We start from the raw sequence: 19,306 nt of genomic DNA, 5'->3' as shown, positions 1-19,306 counted from the left end.
GACATCAAAGCTCCGATTCATTGCCCCGGCGGCCTATGATAAGGAATAAGTGCACAAAGTGATTTATATCATTTTTTGAACTGATAACTTCTGTCACCTTTGTAATGCCAACCCGGAAGAATAGTCTAAACGGAACGGCGTATTGTTAATAAGCGTAACGGCCCGTTGTTCGAACATGGGATTCAATCGGAACCGTTGCCCGAGATCCACTAGAATCTGATGAAATCGCAAGCTGCTCCCGAATGCCAACGTTGTGCTTTTCGTGAATTTTCACTTTTCAAAAACTGTCAGCATGAAGAGCTGGAAGGCATGAATGAAAACAAGTGCTTTCATACGTATAAAAAGGGACAGGTTATCTTCCACGAAGGAAATCGACCCTTTGGCTTGTTCTGTGTATTCGATGGAAAAGTAAAAATCAGCCGCCTGAATTCTGATGGTAAAGAACATATTATTCGTCTGGCTAAACCCGGCGATACGTTAGGCTATCGTTCGCTAATTGAAAATGCGAAATACACAGCTTCAGCTGTGGCTTTAGACGATACACAAGCCTGTTTTTTGCCCGCTTCGGATTTTAATAACCTGATTGACTCGAACGTAAAAGTGGCTAATGATTTGATGAAAATGTTAGCTAAAGCACTCGGTGATTCGCAGGAAAGAATGATTCATTTAGCGATGAAACCCGTACGTGAACGACTCGCTGAGGCTTTATTATTACTGCGTTCGACGTATCAGAAAAAAGAAGAAAATGCTCCCTTTAGTATTTCCATTTCCCGGGAAGATTTAGCAGCCATCGTAGGTACTGCTAAGGAGACGGTTATTCGGTTTTTGTCTGAATTTAAGGAAGATGGAATCGTTACTTCTCACGGTAGCACCATTACCATTGTGAAGCCTGATCGCTTATTAAAAATCAGTCAATTGTACGATTAATAAATATGGGTAAGAATCGGGTTTCTGTTTATTAATATTCGGAAATTCTCAATTCTTCGACTGATTTATATCATTTCTTACTTGCCAGATTTTCAACAACTTCGCCTTAGAAATAAGCTTTTAATGAATCAGGTGAAATTGATTCCCAAAAGCCAGACGAAGAGCTATGCTACTAGATACGGAGAAAATACTATTGGCCCGTGGGACTGAACTTTATGCTCACAAAGGGGAATATTTATACCGAAAACAACAACTCGCGGAGTTCGTTTTCTATCTGAAAGATGGATCGGTAGATATTCTGGATGAAGAAGCTCAGACGGGCCATCGTTTGCAGGGATGTCGCTGCTTTTTAGGGCTGCACGAAGCCTTATTAAATGAATCTCATCAGTCTTCTGTAAAGGTGAATGATGAGTCAATCTTACTCGTTTTTGATAAACAGCAAATCGAACATTTCATCGAGGAACATGACATGGCTCGCCGCTATTTCATGATAAAAATGTGCGATCAAATGGAGTTAATGCGGAAGAAATTTGAATGACGTGATCGTTTGGTTTCTTTTGAAAGTTTGAGAATGCTTTGATGAAGTTATTTTAGTGGTATTGCCGCCAGTAGGAGTTCAATCCAGTTAATGATGAATCTGCTGTATAGTTAATTGCCAAAAACGGTAGTTTAGTAAAACAATAGTAGGGTTACCGCTGCCAGCTTTTTCGCTGGCCGGGCCACGCTGGCAGCAATGTGTTAGATGGTGTCGAGTTATAGGGAGTAGTGCTACCAGCGAAAAAGCTGGCCGGACCACGCTGGCAGCGGCATGCTAACTAACGCTGGGTTACCCTAAATGGTAGGTAGCCTAGTAAAATAATTGTAGAGGAATTACCGCTGCCAGCTTTTTCGCTGGCAGCAATGTGTTTGATGGTGTCGAGTTACAGGGAGTAGTAGTACCAGCGAAAAAGCTGGTCGGGCCATGCTAGTAGCGGCATGCTAACTATCAATAAGTTATCTCAAATGGTAGTCTGGTAAAATAAACCCTATAGCACGTTGTCAGCAGCTTAATGTATCAAACGTCGCCTCAAACTTATTAAACAGTCAAGAACCAACCTTCAACCTTATTCCATTACCAGTTAATTTCCGGTAATCCCTTGCTTCGCAGATAATCGTTAGTTTTGCTAAAGTGTTTATTCCCAAACCAGCCTCCATAATTGGCTGACATAGGAGAGGGGTGCTTGGACTTCAAGACCAGGTGATTTTCGGGATTGATAACGGCTCCTTTCTTTTGAGCATAAGCTCCCCAAAGCAGGAAAACCAGATTTTCTTTCTGTTCCGATAAGATACGTATAACCGCATCAGTGAAGGTTTCCCAGCCTTTTCCCTGATGTGAACCTGCTTCTCCCGCTCGAACGGTTAAGGTCGCGTTAAGAAGTAATACCCCCTGATCTGCCCAACGTTCAAGATTACCCGAATGTGGAATGGGCTTACCCAGATCGTCTTTAATTTCCTTGAAAATATTAACCAGCGAGGGCGGTGTACGAACGCCATCATTCACTGAAAAGGCCAATCCATTAGCTTGATTAGGGCCGTGGTAAGGGTCTTGGCCGAGAATAACTACTTTCGTATTTTCGAATGAGCAGTGATTGAACGCATTGAAAATTAACTTGCCCGGTGGGTAAACCTGCTTGGTGGCGTATTCTTGCTTAATAAATTCTACGAGCGTCTGAAAATAAGGTTTTTCGAACTCCGGCTGTAGATAGGTCTTCCAGGATTCGGCGATTTGAACGTTCATAAGGTAAAAAATTAAGAATAACAGGGATCATTGACGACCTGAATAGAGCTTTTCCCGTAGATATTTTATTAAGAATTCATAAAAATCAATTCCAGGATTTGCCCCGTATCGGGATGATGGTTAATTTCGATTGTTTAGTAAGTAAGAATCCATTCGGCAAACTACGAAACGATTATGGTAACGGCTATTACAGAAGGCGTCAAAGTTAGTGTGATTACGGAGTTTATTTCCGACCATTCAAATGCTTCCTTGCAGCATTTTGTATTCACGTATCGCGTACGCATTGAAAATCAGTCGGATCACACCATTCGTCTTCGTCGTCGGCATTGGTTCATTTATGACTCCAACGGCACTATTCGCGAAGTAGAAGGGGAAGGCGTTATCGGACAACAACCCGTGCTGGAGCCGGGCGAAATTCATGAATACGTTTCGGGAAGCAACCTGCAAACCACCATGGGTAAAATGGCCGGTAGCTATTTGATGGAGCGTACGTACGATGGTCGCGAGTTTTCCGTTCAGATTCCTGAATTCCTGCTCATTGTTCCTTACAAGCTCAACTAAGCTTTAGAGCTATTATCTTTTTGTTACTCATTTTAACGGCTTCAAAAAGGTTAACTCAGGTTAACCTTTACGGGCGAATATATTTTGATTACTGCTTTCCTGCGTTACCTGTTTTCTGCGAAAAACGAGCATTCGATTCACTCTCCGTTTGTTTTCGAACTATACACCAAAGTTATTCGTAACTCGGTAGATAAGTCGGTTTTTCAGGAAATTGAGGCTATTCGTTCGGAGATGAAAAGTAGTACACTGGAGATTGAAGTCGTCGATTACGGAGCGGGTTCCCGACTAAGTAATACTCCGCTTCGGAAGGTTTCCACCATTGCAAAAAATGCTCAGAAGACGCCCAAATTTTCCCAGTTGCTGTATCGCCTGATTCAGTATTTTCAGCCTACCGTTCTCTTTGACCTGGGCACTTCACTGGGTATTACTACACTTTACGAGGCCAAAGCTGCTCCTGAAGCTCAGATTTATAGCTTTGAAGGCTGTCCGCAGACGGCTCAGGTGGCGGCTAAAAACCTTCAAAAACTTCAGGCTTCAAAGGTTGAATTAGTAATAGGGAATCTCGATGAAACTTTGGTTACTCAAGCACAACAGGTTTCGCAAATTGATTTTGCCTTCTTCGATGCCAACCATCGCTATGAACCTACGGTTCGATACTTTCTGCAATGCCTAAAGAAAGCTCATCAGGACAGCGTTTTTGTCTTTGATGATATCCACTGGTCACCAGAAATGGGAAAAGCCTGGATCGAAATCCAGGCTCATCCAAGCGTGACGGTAACAATCGATTTGTTCTTCGTGGGCTTAGTCTTTTTTGGCAATAAACAGCCTAAACAACACTTTGTACTTCGATTTTAGATCTTAGTCGTTCGTACGTGGGAAACCAAAGGTTACACCAACGTTAACGGCCCATAGTTTGCTTGGGTTATCCCAGCTAATATTACTGCCTGAACCAATGTTTGCACTACCATTTTTGTTACCAAAGATGAAGTTGTAAGCACCTTCGGCAAACAGGCCTACACCACCTAAGGCAAAGGCTACCCCAATTTTAGGAGCGGCACCGAAGTTAGTACGTGAGCTTTTGAATTCGTTGCCCAAAATGGTTGCCTTGGTGTTACGGATGTAAGCACCAGCCTCAGCACCAATATAAGGACGAACCACGCCACTGGTCAGGAAAATGTCTAATGTACCAGTAATAGGAACCAAAGAACCTTTGTTTTCCACGTTGCTTCCTACCGATTGATTATAATCATAAGAAAGAGCAATGTATTTGGCGGCTGCACCTACGGCTACGTTAGGACCGAGGAATACTTTCAGACCTGCACCAACCCCTGGCTTTACTTCCGCACCGTCAATATTAGGAGCGGCGGCTGTACCGTGAAGCGTGAAACCAACTTGTGCGAATGATTTTGTGCTGAAGGTAGCTAACATAGCCACCAGAGCCATACTAGCGTAGAATCGAATTGTTTTCATGGATAGTTGTCTAGTTTAACAATTGTACTTAGGTAATATAAAAAAAGATGCCAAACCCTACATAGGGCTTGGCATAGCTTTGAATAATGGGTAATAATATCTACAACATTGGTTTGTGCTCCTATGTGTATGCCCTCAGATGGGTACATATATTAGCGGGAATAGCCAAATATTATTTTGATCAAGGCATTCCGAAAGAGACTCCGGCGTTAAAAAACCAGTATTGATTGGGCGTTTGCCATCTGAACTTTACGGTTGATTGGGCGTTTGCCATCTGAACTTTACGGTTTGATCGGTTACACTCCCGTTTGTACTTCCAAATAAAAACTGATAACTACCTTCAGCAAATAGAGATAACTTATTGACTTTGAATGAAATACCAAGCTTCGGAGCAGTGCCTAGTTTAGTATAGGTAGCTCTGTAAGAGCCATTGCCTTCTACATCCGTTTTGAGGGAATGGAAATAAGCTCCCGCTTCGAGACCCATGTAAGGACGAACGGGGCCCTTAGCTAAGTACAAATCAGCAGTAGTAGTAATAGGAATAAGCGACCCCGTATTTGTAATAATCGAAGATGAGGATTGTTTATGCTTGTAACCAAGAGCCGTATATTTTGCCGCAATTCCCACGGCAAAATACGAAGTGATAAACAGCTTGGCCCCAGCCCCAAAACCGGGTTTAAGTGGAGCATAGGGGTAATTGGCTACTGCTGCCGTACCATGTAAGGTATAGGCAATTTGGGCATTAGCGAGCTGAGCAGAGAGGATGAACAGAACAAATAGCAGAAGGCGGGGTACTAATGCAGTACTTTTCATGTATAATCGGATCAGTGAATGAAAAAATAGCAAGCCTGAGTTTCAAGAACTGTAACGGCTTATTAGATCAAGAATATACACGAATGTAAAATAAAAAAAGTACTAATTATGTGAATATAATTAGTACTTTTTCAATAAAAAGAGGCTATTTATCTACACAATGTAGGCTAACTTCCTGTTTAATCTACGTAACGTAGATTAATTGGAATTGGGGAATCCGAAGGTAATTCCAGCATTAAGCGACCAAAGGTTCTGAGGTCTTTTGAAGCTTATGTTACTGCTTGAAGTAATATCGGGGCTACCGTCTTTGTTTGAAAAGATGAAGTGATAATTCCCTTCGGCAAAGATTCCCAAGTTTCCGATAGCAATGGCTAAGCCAACTTTGGGAGCTGCCCCAAATCGGGTAGTTTTAGATTCGTATAGGCTATTAGTACCCTGGCGTAAATCATAACGTTGGATATACGCTCCAGCTTCTCCACCAATATAGGGCCGAATAAAACCGGAAGTCAGGTAATAGTCAGCAGTAGCCGTTACTGGAATCAGCGAACCGATGGCCTGTAAACCTATGCTGTTATTAGCTTCGTAAGAAAGGCTGATGTACTTGGCAGCCGCTCCAATAGCAAATTGTTTGCCGAGAAATAATTTCAGATTGGCACCTGCCCCACCACGGGTATTGGCATCATCCAGCGTTGGAGCTGCCAGGGTGCCGTGAAGACTAAAAGCTACCTGGGCTTCTGCGGCGGGAATCAGGAGCATTACTAATGCACCCATACTGAAGAAACGACGGAGGTTTTTAGGAGAAATCATTGATTTGTTGAATAAGGTTGAAACCTGGAAGAGTAAAAGACTGTAATCGCCGGAACACATAGAACTAGTTGCAAGCGGCTTAGTCGCTATGTGTCAAGTAGATAACGGTGAAAAATAGGTAATGTTTTAGGCGTTAACAAGAAAAGTGATCGGCGAAATATTCACCGATCACTTTGATAACCTGTCAAACCAATTACTACGGTATTCTATTAATAGGAAAGCAATGGAGAGAAATGAAAGTCCAGAATTACCAGCGGTCATAACCACGTTGTCCGTCGCGTTTTTCCCAGGTAATGGCCCGGTCAATGCGATCCTGTAAGTCATTAATGATCAAACGTTCGCGGGGGGAAGAGTACCCATTGGCACGAGCAGACCAGATGGCACGATCTGCATCAGCCTGCATGCGTTTCAGGTTACGCACTTCACGACGACTCAACTGACCAGAACGGATTCCCTGCTCAATTCTTCTATTTTGTTGTTGCTGACGAAACTCAGGATTAAAACGGCCCCGGCTTTCGGAGCGACGATCTTCGTACCGGTCCCGACGATCATATCGGTCATCATACCGACCGTAAGACTGAGCCTGAGCAGCGGTAACAGAACCAATTACAAGGGTAGCAGCGAAAAAGAAAGCTTTTTTTAACAAGGAGTTTTTCATGGCGTTTTTGTTTATAGTATCAATGATTTTTTCATTTTCGAGACTATGAAAAGAAACCATCAGCCACGTTTAAAGCCTTAACTTTCTTTAACAGGTTTGGCGTTTATAGTTTAGTGTGGAAAGTTTTGCGTTCGGAGTTAATGAATAGCTTAAAATAAAAAGCGAGTCTGAGTATCAAATAGATACCCAGACTCGCTTTTTTATATAGGCAGGTTTAATGTAAAGGATAAAAAAACTCAGAACCCCTAACACACAACCCTAAACCCTATTATCCTTTCGCTACTTCAACGTTTACGCGTTTGCCTTTGATGGTGTTGCCATCCAGAGCACTCAGAACCGTTTGGTGGTGTTCTTTCGGAACGTCCACGAATGAATAGCTGTCAAATAAATCAATTTGACCAATCACTTTACCAGGCAGACCGGTTTCGCCAGTGATGGCTCCAACGATGTGGCTAGGCGTGATTTTGAAGTTCTTACCGATGTTGATAAACAGACGAACCATACCGGCATCTGCACCCCGACGGAAAGGCTTACCTTCCCGATCAACCCGCTCACGCGTGTTACCGTTACGTTCGGCAGTGTTACCACGACGATCACCGAAGCGATCGTTGCTGCGACGTTCGCCAAAACGGCTGCCATTGCGATCACCACCGCGAGAATCACGACCTTCGAATTTATTATTCCGAGGTTGTTCTTCCAGGTTATCTTCCGTTGTTTTTACACCACCCAGATTTAACTGAGCCAAAGCCGATACGATAGCCGCAGGCTCATGTCCAGCTTCTTCTAGAGTGCTTAATACGTCAGCGTAAAACTCAGAAGTACCTTCTTCAATCGTCTGCTGTACGCGTTCGATAAAGCGGTTTTTCTTGATTGCAAATACATCAGCAAAAGTGGGTAATTTACCACGGATGATTTCTACTTTCGTATAGTTCTGAATGTCGCGGATGCGGTATTTTTCTGAACCTGAAGCCAGCGTAAAGGCTTTTCCAGACTTACCCGCACGGCCCGTACGACCAATCCGGTGTACGTAATACTCAGAATCCATAGGAACGTCGTAGTTAAATACGGCTTCCACGCTGTCTACGTCAATACCACGGGCAGCTACGTCCGTTGCTACCAGGATTTGAGTCGTACCGGCACGGAACTTGCTCATCACCTGAGTACGGGCAGCCTGACGCATATCGCCGTGCAGACCTTCTGCGGCATAACCCCGCATCTGGAATTGCTCAACGATTTCGTCTACCCGTGCTTTCTGATTACTAAACACCAGCATCAATTTGATTTGGTGGAAATCAATCAGACGGCACATTGCTTCGAATTTCGCATCTGGACGAACGGCATACCAACTCTGCTCAATGTTAACATTGGTTACTTCGTTCTTCGTTACTTTTACCAGTTGGGGATTCTTCTGGTAACGTTTCGTTAAGTCCATGATAGGCTTAGGCATCGTAGCCGAGAAGAACACCGTTTGACGATCTTCAGGACAGTCAGCTAATACCGTTTCAATATCTTCCCGGAAGCCCATATCCAGCATTTCATCCGCTTCATCTAATACGATGTAACGAATATTATCCAGACGAAGTGTTCCGCGATCAATATGGTCCATTACCCGGCCCGGCGTACCTACCACAATCTGGCAGCCTTTACGCAGGTCACGGTTCTGGCGTTCGTAACTGTCACCACCATAAATAGCAGTGATCCATACCCCTTTTTTGAATTTAGCAAGTCGACGAAGCTCTTCAGATACCTGCACCGCTAATTCGCGGGTGGGGCAAAGAATAAGCGACTGAATCACTTTTTCATTAGGGTCAATAATGTCAATTAAGGGAATACCAAAGGCGGCAGTTTTACCAGTACCCGTTTGAGCCTGGCCAATAACGTCACGACCTTCAAGTAAGTGAGGAATAGATTCTGCCTGGATAGGCGAAGGTGCCACGAAACCCATTTCCGCGACGGCTTGCTTAACCTCGTCGGAAAGACCCAGGTCAGCAAATAAAATTTGATTCTCCATGAATTAGTAATACCACAAGAGTTCCTTGTGCTCCGGTCATCCACAGGCGGCTGCCTGTAACCAAAGACGTCACAAACAGGAAGTTTGTGGTACAATCGGTTTTAAAATGATGTAAAATAAACCACAACGATGCCTACACATCCGTCGGGCTTCTGATGACCAAAGTGTGAGCTACAAAGGAGGGTTCGGCACGCGAACCTAATCAGAGCAAGGCAGACGGGAGGCCTTTTTAGTCAGCAGAACTATGTATATCTTCCACTGCTATAAATACAAATGCAAAATACGGTGAAAGAGTTCGCTTCTGCAACTAAATTGTACTATGTGGTGGAAAAATCCAGTATAATCAATGAAATGTATCACTGTTTGTAAATTTTCCTGGAATCTGTTCATCAAATGAGCCGATAACCGTTCAAAGTCACTGATTCTTATTCAAATTTGCAGCAAAATCGTTTACATGAAAAAAGCCTTATTCATAGATCGGGACGGAACGATTATCGTAGAGCCGCAAACCGATTTTCAGATTGATTCCCTCGAAAAACTGGAATTTCTGCCCAAAGCCATTTCTGCCCTTCGGAAAATTGCCGAAGAAACAGACTATGAACTCGTCATGGTTACCAATCAGGATGGCCTCGGCACGGATTCGTTTCCTGAAGATACCTTCTGGCCAGCTCAGAATAAAATGTTGAAAACGCTGGAAAAGGAAGGAGTGAAGTTCTCCGCCATACACATTGACCGTTCATTCCCGGAGCAAAATTTACCTACCCGCAAACCCGGAACGGGCCTCCTAACGCAGTATCTGGACGGCAGTTATGATCTGGCGAATAGTTACGTGATTGGTGATCGTCTGACGGATGTGCGGCTGGCTTTAAATCTGGAGGCAAAAGCGATTCTGGTGGAGCCCGATTATAAGGAATCCGAACGTAGCTTATTAACCCCCGAGCTGGAAGCCGTAGTGGCTTTGGCTACACCTGATTGGGATGAAATTTACCGGAAAGTAAGACTCGAAGACCGAATCGGACGGGTTCAACGCGATACGAAGGAAACGCAGATTTTTGTTGAACTTAACCTGGATGGAACGGGTAAAGCCAACATTGAGACTGGTCTTGGATTCTTCGATCACATGCTGGATCAGTTAGCTAAACACGGTGGACTGGATCTGACCATTAAAGTCAAGGGCGATCTGCACATTGACGAACACCATACCATTGAGGATACCGCTTTAGCTCTTGGCGAAGCCTTCCGCAAAGCCCTGGGGGACAAACGCGGCATTGCCCGTTACGGATTTTTATTGCCCATGGACGAGGCTCTGGCTCAGGTAGCCATTGACTTTTCCGGTCGCCCCTGGCTGATTTGGGAGGCGGATTTCCGCCGGGAGAAAATTGGGGATATGCCAACGGAGTTATTCCACCATTTCTTCAAATCCTTTACCGATACTTCGCTTACGAACCTGAATATTAAGGTAGAAGGGGATAACGAGCATCATAAAATTGAAGCCATCTTTAAGGCCTGGGCAAAAGCCATTAAAATGGCCGTTCGCCGGGAAGTAAAAGAGCTCAATAATCTGCCCAGTACAAAAGGTGTGCTGTAATTTGAAAAATGGTTTTAGAGTTTAAGCTTTGTGGCTTACTTTTGCACGTACCGAATTCTGAACACTGATCATTACACAGATATGTTACTGAATATTCCACTTCCTACTTATGTTCCTCTGGCATTCTTCGTATTGCTGATGGTTTCTGCGTTCTACATTGGATCATTCCTGGAAAAACGCGAACCTAGAAAATAAGATCTAAGAACAGACAAAAAAGAGCGGTATCCTTTGGGAATGCCGCTCTTTTTTCGTGAAATACTCATTAGTTTGAAAATTTCAGGTTTGCGTAAGTTTGATAAATAACCTGATTTGCCAGCATACATATGTATACATTATACGCCATTCCGAATTGTGATACCGTAAAAAAAGCCCGCGTATGGCTCGCCGATCAGGGCATTACGTACCAATTCCACGATTACAAAAAGCAGGGAGTTAGTCGGGAAATCATTGAACGTTGGTTAACGCAAAAATCCTGGGAGGACTTGGTCAATAAAGCCGGAACGACCTGGAAGAAACTGGAAGAAAAACCAACGGACGAAGCTTCTGCGGTAGCCTTAATGCTGGAAAAACCGTCCGTCATTCGCCGCCCTTTGATTGAGTCCAATGGAAAGATAGTGGCTCTGGGCTTTAAGCCAGACGAATACGAAAAGACGTTTAAGTAATATAGATAACAAAAGTAGTTGATCGTTTCTAGCGGCGGCCGCTGCGGTTATTCGATTGATAGTCGACGTTTTACAATCGCATCTTTACAAGAATTTGACAAATATCGAGCCCACTGCATTTTCTGCTTCATGGAAATGCAGTGGGCTCGATGTTTGTGATTACCAGTCCATTCGGGGTAAAGGAGAAACGGTTTGCGGGCAGAATTCACCTCGTACGGCTTTGTAATAACCAGCCATGCCGATCATGGCGGCGTTATCCGTGCAATATTCAAAATCAGGGATGTAGACATTCCAGCCGAGTTTATCGCCCGTTTCCTGAAGTTCTTTCCGTAAACCAGAATTAGCGGAAACACCACCAGCAATGGCAATTTCCCGAATACCTGTTTCGCGGGCGGCTCGTTTGAGTTTGGTTAATAACGTTCGAACTAACGCCGCCTGCACCGAAGCACAGATATCCGCCAGATTTTCTTCAATGAAGTTAGGGTTCTGAGCCGTTTCTTTCTTTAAAAAGTATAAAATGGCCGTCTTGATTCCAGAGAAAGAATAACTTAATCCGGGCGTATCCACAGCCGGAAAAGGAAACCGTTCGGGGTTACCTTCTTTAGCATATTTGTCAATCAAGGGGCCACCAGGGTAGGGAAGGTTCAGGAGTTTAGCCGTTTTGTCGAAGGCTTCGCCCACGGCATCGTCCTGCGTTTCTCCGATGACTTCCATGTCGAGGTAATCCCGGACAAGTACAATTTGCGTATGTCCGCCCGAAACCGTTAAGCACAGAAAAGGAAAGGCGGGATGAGGCGTTTGCAGGAAATGAGCCAGCACGTGAGCCTGCATGTGGTGCACATCCACTAACGGAATATTCAGACCCAGGGCCAGCGATTTAGCAAAGGAAGTTCCTACTAATAAAGCTCCCAATAAGCCCGGCCCGCGGGTAAAGGCAATCACGTTCAGGTCCTTTTTTGTAACTTTGGCCTGTGCTAAGGCTTCCTGTACCACCGACACGATGTGTTGCTGGTGGGCTCGGGACGCTAATTCGGGCACTACGCCGCCGTATTGCTGATGAATAAGCTGAGTTGCTACGATATTGGAACGAATCTGCCCGTCTACCAGCACCGCAGCGGAGCTTTCATCGCAGGAAGATTCGATGGCAAGTAATACCATAATCTGGGGAGTAACCGAAGGTTTCGGCCTGATTTTATTAATTTTAACTACTGAACTATCAACAAAAGTACGCCTGAAACGTTCTAAAAACAGTTATTGATGGCAGGTTTACTGCTGTTTCATTGACTGTCTTTCTTTTCCATGATGACTTACTTACTGCGTTTTATATCCCGATTTCTGCTGACACTCCTCGTAGTGGCAGTCATTGGGCTGAGCGTAGGTCATTATTTATCCTGGATAACCCTTACTCCCAATCAGCTTACAGAAATAAAAAGGGGACTGCTATTGGTAGGATTACCCGCCGCACTAGTAGGGCTATTCCTGATTATTTTTTTTCCTGCCGTACGAAGCAAAGTCGCCAGCCTGATTCGTCAGGAAGTTCCGATTTTAATCCGAAACGTTACCTTCTTCTTTTTATTGACGGTTGGGTTGAGCGTAAGTATCATGGCGTTTCTGCGGATTCCGAAAGTGCAGACCAGGATTACCCGTTACATAACTGACTGGTTCTATAAGGAAACACAATATCCGATAACCATTGGCCGGGTGAACTACCAGTTTCCTGATTACCTGATTCTGGAGAAGGTTTCAATTCCTGACACGTTACGTCAGCCGATGATTGATGTGAATCGGCTGGAAGTTAATCTTTCCCTCTTTAACCTGATCGACTCCGCCAGTACCAATATTCACCTCGATAAAGTCAAGCTAGTCAATCCCGATGTTCGTCTGGTTGTTCAGCCGAGCGGAGATTTGAATATTGATGGATTCATTGCGGCAATTGATCGATTAACGGCTCCGAAAACACCCCGTAAAGGCCCGCCCAAAATTATTCCGTTTACCATTGGAACCGGAGAAGTGGAAGCCGGAGAGTTCCATTACGACGATCCGCGAACCCAACCTCTGAACCGAAAGGGGACTTTTGATTACAATCATTTTGTGATCAATGACTTAAGTGGAGACGTGAAAAACTTTCTGGTTTTTGCCGATACCATTGCAGCCGATATTACAAACCTGCGAGGAATTGATCGGGTGGCTCAAATGCGGATTCATAAGTTCGATACCAAGTTTTTCTTTTCTTCGGAACAGATGCGGTTTGAAAACTTGCTAGTACAGGTGAATCGCTCCACACTTCGCAAGCACATTGAATTTCGGTACAAACGAAGTCGTGATCTGGGCGATTTTAACGAGAAAGTCCGCATTCTAGCCGATCTGGATCATAGTGTGGTGTATGCGAATGACCTGGCCCGTTTCTCGCGACCGTTATACGAATTCAATGATCGGTGGGAAGCGACGGGGCATTTTGATGGTATCGTTCGGAATTTCAAATTTTGGGCTAAAGACCTGCGGTATGGCAAGAAAAGCCAGGCGGCGGGTGTTTTCGCGTTTAAGGGCCTGCCCGATTTTGAAACCACCGACATGAATTTCAACCTGACGCAGTTCTCTACCAACGCTCAGGATCTGGCTCAGTATACGGGCAAAACAGCCGCTGAAACGCTGGATGATTTTGGTACGCTGGAATACACAGGACTGTTTGCCGGACGCTATAATGATTTCCGGGCGAATGGATCGTTGAAGACCCGATACGGCATTGCGAAGCCCAACTTAAGCATGAAAATTGCCAACAAGATCGATAACTCAACCTATAAGGGGGATATTGAGCTGGTTAATTTTGCTCTGGGCGATTTGATTAACGATCCGAAGATGCTTCAGAAGATTGATCTGAAAGGGCAGATTGAAGGCAAGGGTTTTGATAAGGAAACGGCCATAGTGAAGTTGAATACTGACGTTCGTAGGTTTGGTTTTCAGGGGTACGATTACCGTCATATTCGCGTTGACGGGAATCTACAGTTAGGTCAATTCGATGGACGAATTGCCATGCAGGATACCAATCTGGTGTTCGATCTGACGGGTAAGGCTGATATTCGGAAAAAACGGAATTACTTCGATATTGACGGAACGATTCGCAAGGCGATGCTACATCCGCTGGGTATTTCCGAAGAAAACATGCGTTTGCAGTCGGAAGTACACGTCGTCTGGACGGGACTGGATATTGACGAAATGTACGGCGTAGCTCGCCTGAAAAACACCTATTTAACCCGTGACTTAAAGGACGGTGATCGGAACCTGCTGATTGATACGTTGTATCTGTTTATGCCCAAACCGGTGGATAAGCGGTATATCTCCCTGCAAACCGATATTCTGAATGCCAGCGTAGAGGGTCCCTTTAAGCTTTCGCAGGCTTTGAAGGATTTACCCAATCTGATTGAAGAGTATAAAATCTACTTCACCGAGCTGGATTCTGCCCGGCAAAGTTATTACCAGAAAAAGGCTACCAAGCCCATTCCAAACCCCTATAATCTGAATTATGCCGTCGAATTTAAAGATTCCCGGCCATTGATGGCTTTTCTTTATCCCGACGGTTACCTGTCTCCCAATAGTAAAGTGGAGGGTAATTTCACGATGGGAAATACCTCCGTTTTTACGCTAAATGCGAAAGCCGACACGCTTTTAATGGGGGGATATAAATTCTTCCACTCCGAAGTCGATATCAATACTTCGAAGTTTGCCCATCAGAATGATGTGCTGGCTTCTGCCGTTATTACCTCTGATAATCAGCAGATTTATTCCGCTGCTCCCACCGAAAATCTTCAGGTGGAAGCTTCCTGGGATAAAGACCACATTGCTTTTACCAGTCGGTTACAGCAGAAAGCCAGTACAAACCGCCTGAGTTTAAACGGAGATATCTTCTTTAGAGCCGAAGGTACTGATCTACACTTCCGTCGTTCCAGAATCCGAATTCTGGATCAGGACTGGAATGTGAACACGGGTAATATGATTCGATTGACGGGCTCAACAGTGGACGTGAAAGATTTGACCTTCCAGAATACCGAACAGTCCATTGCTTTAAACGGAAGAGTCTCAGAAAATCCGCAGGAAACGTTATTACTGAACGCCCGTGACTTTAATCTGCAAACGCTTGAACCGATTTTGCAGGTGAAAATCAACGGGACGCTTAATGGGGATGTCCGGATGCGGGACGCCTACGAGAATATCAATCTGGATGGAAAACTCAACATCGACGAGCTGGTGTATAAAGGCTTTCTGATCGGTAATGTAGACGCGTCTTCGCAGTGGGACAAGGCCAATCAGCGGGTGAATGTGAACGTGAATGTAGATCGGATGAATAATCCGATTCTGAACATAAAAGGCACTTACACGCCTGATCAGGGAGAAAATGCTCTGGATTTAGCCGCAAACCTGAATCGTACGGATTTACAGATTTTTGAACCTTTCGTGGAAGGCTTATTCTCCGAAATTAAAGGTCAGGCGAGTGGAAAGTTAACCATTAAAGGGACACCTAAATCGCCGCAGATTCGGGGATTAGCAGACGTAAAAAAAGGTCAATTACGGTTCGATTACCTGGGCGTTCGATTGAATTTCGCGGATACCATTCGGTTCCGGGGAAGTGAAGCATTAGCGAAAATGGCGGTGACGGATGAAGAAGGTAACCCCGGAAATGTGCGGATTGGACTTTACTCGGGTGGCAATGGGAATTACGCTCTGGATTTGAAAGCCAATTTGCGGAACTTCAAAGTACTGAATACCACCATTAAGGAGAATAAGTTGTTCTTCGGAAAAGCTTACGTTACGGGCGATGTAAGCGTAGAGAGTGTAGGGACGCTGGAAAATCTGGTGATTAAATCTAACGCGACCACGCGTCCCGGAACGGAGATTACCATTCCAATTGACAATGCCAGTGAAGTAAGTAATACCGATTATATCCAGTTTGTTAATCTGGCCATTCCTAAGAAAAAAGAGGAAGATTTTAGCCTGAAACGTCGGGTTCGCACGGGTATTCGGATGGATTTCAACTTTAATATTACCCCCGATGCCAAATGTATTCTGGTGCTGGATCGTCGCACGGGCGACCGCCTGGAAGCCTATGGAAATAGTAACCTGGCTTTGGAAGTGGATACCAAAGGGGATTTCTCCATGCGGGGAAGTTACGAACTGGAAAAAGGGAAATACTTCTATAAATACGAGGCTCTGGTTTCGAAAGAATTTGCCATCCAGCCCAACAGCCGCATCAGTTGGTACGGCGATCCTTATGAGGCCTTTGTGGATGTAAAAGCTTCTTACACGAAACTAACGTCACTGACCCCTATCATGAACCTGACGAATGAGCAAACCTCTTCCGCTCAGGCCCGGCGGGCGTATCCCGTAGAGGTAACGATTAGTTTGAAGGATCGCTTAATGAAACCAAACGTTGCCTTTGGTTTAAAAATCAAGGAATATCCACTGGAACCCCAGTTTTCGGGTTCGGTGCAGGCCTTTGAAGCCCGCATTGCCAATGATGAGCAGGAGCTGAATAATCAGGTCAGTAGCGTGCTTTTCTCGGGTCGTTTGTTACCGCAGAACTCGCAGGCTTCTTTCTCGCAGGGAACGTTATTGAATCTACTAGCCGAAACGGGGACGAGTGTCTTAAGTGATATTCTCTCGAAAGTGGCGAATGGGGTAGAGGTGGATATTAATACGGTTAATATCATTGGTTCGAATTCGACTTTGGCCGATCAGTTGCGAGCAAGGGTTTCCTATAACTTTGGTAATGGATTGACTATCAGTCGAGATGGAGGATTTTCTTCGGTGTACAGTACGCAAAATGCCAATCTGATTGGTGACTGGGCAGCCGAATGGACTGTCACTCCTGATGCCCGCTGGCGTTTGAAAGCCTTTAGTCGTTTCCCGCAGAATACATTCCTGCAAAGTACCATCAACCAGAACACGCCGACGGTGGGCGGAAGTGTGCTTTATACCAAGAGCTTCAACTATATCTTTCCCCGGAAAAAAGTAGCTCAGAAGCCCTTGCCGACGCCAGTTAAATCAACTAGCTCCACGGGTAATAACTTGCTGCCGGTCTTCATCAATTCTTCGAACGTCCTGCAATTCAGGGAGTAGTTAGATTGTAGTTTTCAGTTGGTAACTAAAGCTTTGCTCAGGACCTCTGGGTTTCTGCCTTATTTTTAGGTACGAGATGGAATCTCCCACCAGTGGAGTTTCTATAAAGGAAAAATTGGGTATGATCCCTGACCTCTCGAACGAAGTGAGAGACCTTCTGTGGAATGGGGCGGGTCGGGTTTAGTCGAGTTATCGCATGTCCCAATACATTAGAAAAAGATCATAAGATTCTTCGCTTTGAATGACAGACGCTGATGATTAAGTAATGATATATCTTTCAGGTATGAGATAATTATCATTACTAACCGTGTCCCCTGATTTCATTCGGGGCTATTCAGCCTGGGATGGGACTATCCAGCCTGGGTTCATCTAGACCGAAGCTATCCATGTTTAACCCCGCTGGGGTTATTTGTTGTAAACCTATCATAATAACAACCCCAGCAGGGTTGAATATGGATAGCCCCGGATGAAATCCGGGGAAGCTCTGGGTCGTAAATCCAAAATGAGTAGGATAACCCCAGCAGGGTTTAAGAATGGAAAACCCCAGGTGTCAAACCCGGGGTTTTCCATTAGATTTTATCTGGGCCGTGGAATGATGAATCCAAAGAGTCCTTACTTCGAGTAACTCCCTAGTTACCCAACTGAAAACTGACAACAACAAACTGAAAACTAACTACTAAAGCAAAGCTGACAATAAAGTCTGGCACTTCATTTCGGTTTCGTTCCACTCCTGTTCGGGGACAGAGCTTTCAGTAATACCCGCTCCGGCGTAAAGAATCGCCTGATCGCCTTCGATCTTCATCGTACGAAGGTTCACAAACAAATGAGATTCATTATTGATATTCACTGGACCTAAAAAACCACTGTAATAGGTGCGGTCGTAGGCTTCGTAATGTTCAATAAATCGGAGAGCAGAAGATTTAGGCGTGCCGCAAACGGCTGACGTAGGATGCAGCAAATCCAGCATAACCGTACTCAGTTGCGGGAAGTTAACGGATTTAGTATCAATCTTAAAATCCGTCCGTAAATGCAGAAGATTACCTGCTTTTACCGTCTGTGGGCCGCTTTCAGCGTATTCCCTTAATCGGATTTTCTTGAAGCATTCAATAATATAACGACTCACCAGAGCCTGTTCCTCAATCTCCTTATGCGACCAGCGAGCTTCGCCCAAGGGAATAGGATGATTATTCTCATCCAGAGCGGACTGCGTTCCGGCCAGCGACATGGTTCTGAACATACCCTGTTGGTCCTGACTAACCAGAATTTCGGGCGTAGCACCCAGCCAGACACAGGCCGATTCGGGTAAGGAAACCAAGGAAATAAACGCATGCGGGTACGCTTCACAAAGGCGATGAAAAGCCGCCACATGATCGAATTGGGCTGGTAATTGCACCCATTTTCTTCGCGAAAGTACAACCTTCTGAAAAGCACCGAGCTTCATCTCCGTAACCGCCTGCCGCACCGATTCTTCAAATTTCTCCCGCTCACTCAACGACTCTAGATCCAGCGGAATGGGAGACAGGTTATAGTCGGGAGCATCCACTTCCTCAAAGGCATCGTCTTCAAATGCCTGAATTCGCCAGAAGTCAGCCGAGGGGGAAGTCTTTTCGGCCACTAAATTTTCTTCTGAATCAAAAGAAAAATAAAGATCAGCCCTTAAAAAACGAGTCTGATCTCCTTCGGGATTTATAAACGGACTAATGGCAAAACCAGCGGGCAATTCTTCCAGGTCAATCTTGGTACGGCGGTCTTCGCTCGATAAGTCAATGATTAACTGTTTTTCACTTGCTCGTGGTAACCGCCACAACGCGGCAGGGTAACCTCCGCGTTCAGCCGTACTCCATAGATTGGATAATGAGTGGGTACGAATTGAAGTATTTTTAGATTGAACTGTTTCCATAGCCTCCATTTCAAGATGCAA

15 protein-coding genes are annotated in these 19,306 nt (G+C 44.8%); 7 read left to right on the top strand and 8 right to left on the bottom strand.

Translation table 11 applies throughout. From position 1 onward, the window contains the following. Positions 1–219 precede the first annotated feature (219 nt). Complete coding sequence (locus QE390_RS04200) at positions 220–927, top strand: Crp/Fnr family transcriptional regulator (RefSeq protein ID WP_106637321.1); 708 nt, start codon at positions 220–222, stop codon at positions 925–927. A gap of 166 nt (positions 928–1,093) precedes the next feature. After that, positions 1,094–1,465 (top strand): cyclic nucleotide-binding domain-containing protein, encoded by a 372-nt coding sequence (locus QE390_RS04195; protein ID WP_106637322.1) that lies wholly within the window; start codon positions 1,094–1,096, stop codon positions 1,463–1,465. Between the two features lie 573 nt (positions 1,466–2,038). Here QE390_RS04195 and QE390_RS04190 read toward each other — a convergent pair. After that, positions 2,039–2,704 (bottom strand): uracil-DNA glycosylase, encoded by a 666-nt coding sequence (locus tag QE390_RS04190; protein WP_307141216.1) that lies wholly within the window; start codon positions 2,702–2,704, stop codon positions 2,039–2,041. 174 nt (positions 2,705–2,878) lie between these two features. Between QE390_RS04190 and apaG the strand changes: the two genes are divergently transcribed. Both apaG and QE390_RS04180 read left to right on the top strand, forming a co-directional pair. Then, positions 2,879–3,265 carry a Co2+/Mg2+ efflux protein ApaG gene (gene apaG, locus QE390_RS04185; RefSeq protein ID WP_106637324.1) on the top strand — a complete coding sequence of 129 codons (387 nt, stop codon included), beginning with the start codon at positions 2,879–2,881 and terminating at the stop codon, positions 3,263–3,265. An 84-nt stretch (positions 3,266–3,349) separates the two neighbouring features. Then, on the top strand, positions 3,350–4,120 hold the full coding sequence (locus QE390_RS04180) for an O-methyltransferase (RefSeq protein ID WP_307141215.1): 771 nt from the start codon (positions 3,350–3,352) through the stop codon (positions 4,118–4,120). 3 nt (positions 4,121–4,123) lie between these two features. On the opposite strand, the gene QE390_RS04175 is transcribed toward QE390_RS04180, so the two are convergent. The 5 genes from QE390_RS04175 to QE390_RS04155 all read right to left on the bottom strand — a co-directional run bounded on the left by QE390_RS04175 (position 4,124) and on the right by QE390_RS04155 (position 9,024). Then, the gene (locus QE390_RS04175; protein ID WP_307141214.1) at positions 4,124–4,735 is read right to left on the bottom strand and encodes an outer membrane beta-barrel protein; all 612 of its coding nucleotides are present in this window, start codon (positions 4,733–4,735) and stop codon (positions 4,124–4,126) included. A 249-nt stretch (positions 4,736–4,984) separates the two neighbouring features. Beyond that, positions 4,985–5,548 (bottom strand): hypothetical protein, encoded by a 564-nt coding sequence (locus QE390_RS04170; RefSeq protein WP_307141213.1) that lies wholly within the window; start codon positions 5,546–5,548, stop codon positions 4,985–4,987. A gap of 198 nt (positions 5,549–5,746) precedes the next feature. Then, positions 5,747–6,355: a hypothetical protein gene (locus tag QE390_RS04165; protein WP_307141212.1), complete on the bottom strand. Its 609-nt coding sequence runs from the start codon at positions 6,353–6,355 to the stop codon at positions 5,747–5,749. A 247-nt stretch (positions 6,356–6,602) separates the two neighbouring features. Continuing rightward, a complete protein-coding gene (locus QE390_RS04160) occupies positions 6,603–7,013 on the bottom strand; it encodes a hypothetical protein (protein WP_307141211.1) in 411 nt (136 codons plus the stop codon). A 268-nt stretch (positions 7,014–7,281) separates the two neighbouring features. Next, the gene (locus QE390_RS04155; RefSeq protein WP_106637329.1) at positions 7,282–9,024 is read right to left on the bottom strand and encodes a DEAD/DEAH box helicase; all 1,743 of its coding nucleotides are present in this window, start codon (positions 9,022–9,024) and stop codon (positions 7,282–7,284) included. Positions 9,025–9,478: 454 nt separating this feature from the next. Between QE390_RS04155 and hisB the strand changes: the two genes are divergently transcribed. Next, positions 9,479–10,612, top strand: a complete 1,134-nt coding sequence (hisB, locus tag QE390_RS04150) for a bifunctional histidinol-phosphatase/imidazoleglycerol-phosphate dehydratase HisB (RefSeq protein ID WP_106637330.1) — start codon at positions 9,479–9,481, stop codon at positions 10,610–10,612. A gap of 323 nt (positions 10,613–10,935) precedes the next feature. Next, a complete protein-coding gene (locus QE390_RS04145; RefSeq protein WP_307141210.1) occupies positions 10,936–11,274 on the top strand; it encodes an ArsC family reductase in 339 nt (112 codons plus the stop codon). A gap of 159 nt (positions 11,275–11,433) precedes the next feature. Here the strand turns inward: QE390_RS04145 and tsaD are convergent, their stop codons facing one another. Continuing rightward, positions 11,434–12,432 carry a tRNA (adenosine(37)-N6)-threonylcarbamoyltransferase complex transferase subunit TsaD gene (gene tsaD, locus QE390_RS04140; RefSeq protein WP_106637332.1) on the bottom strand — a complete coding sequence of 333 codons (999 nt, stop codon included), beginning with the start codon at positions 12,430–12,432 and terminating at the stop codon, positions 11,434–11,436. A gap of 141 nt (positions 12,433–12,573) precedes the next feature. On the opposite strand from tsaD, the gene QE390_RS04135 reads away from it, so the two are divergent. Continuing rightward, positions 12,574–17,385, top strand: a complete 4,812-nt coding sequence (locus QE390_RS04135) for a translocation/assembly module TamB domain-containing protein (protein WP_307141209.1) — start codon at positions 12,574–12,576, stop codon at positions 17,383–17,385. A gap of 676 nt (positions 17,386–18,061) precedes the next feature. On the opposite strand, the gene QE390_RS04130 is transcribed toward QE390_RS04135, so the two are convergent. After that, the gene (locus QE390_RS04130; RefSeq protein WP_106637334.1) at positions 18,062–19,285 is read right to left on the bottom strand and encodes a chorismate-binding protein; all 1,224 of its coding nucleotides are present in this window, start codon (positions 19,283–19,285) and stop codon (positions 18,062–18,064) included. Positions 19,286–19,306: the final 21 nt, after the last annotated feature.

Origin of the sequence: Siphonobacter sp. SORGH_AS_1065 (genome assembly GCF_030818595.1) — a bacterium.
Classification (GTDB): domain Bacteria; phylum Bacteroidota; class Bacteroidia; order Cytophagales; family Spirosomataceae; genus Siphonobacter.
This window is presented reverse-complemented; position numbering and strand designations above follow the sequence as displayed.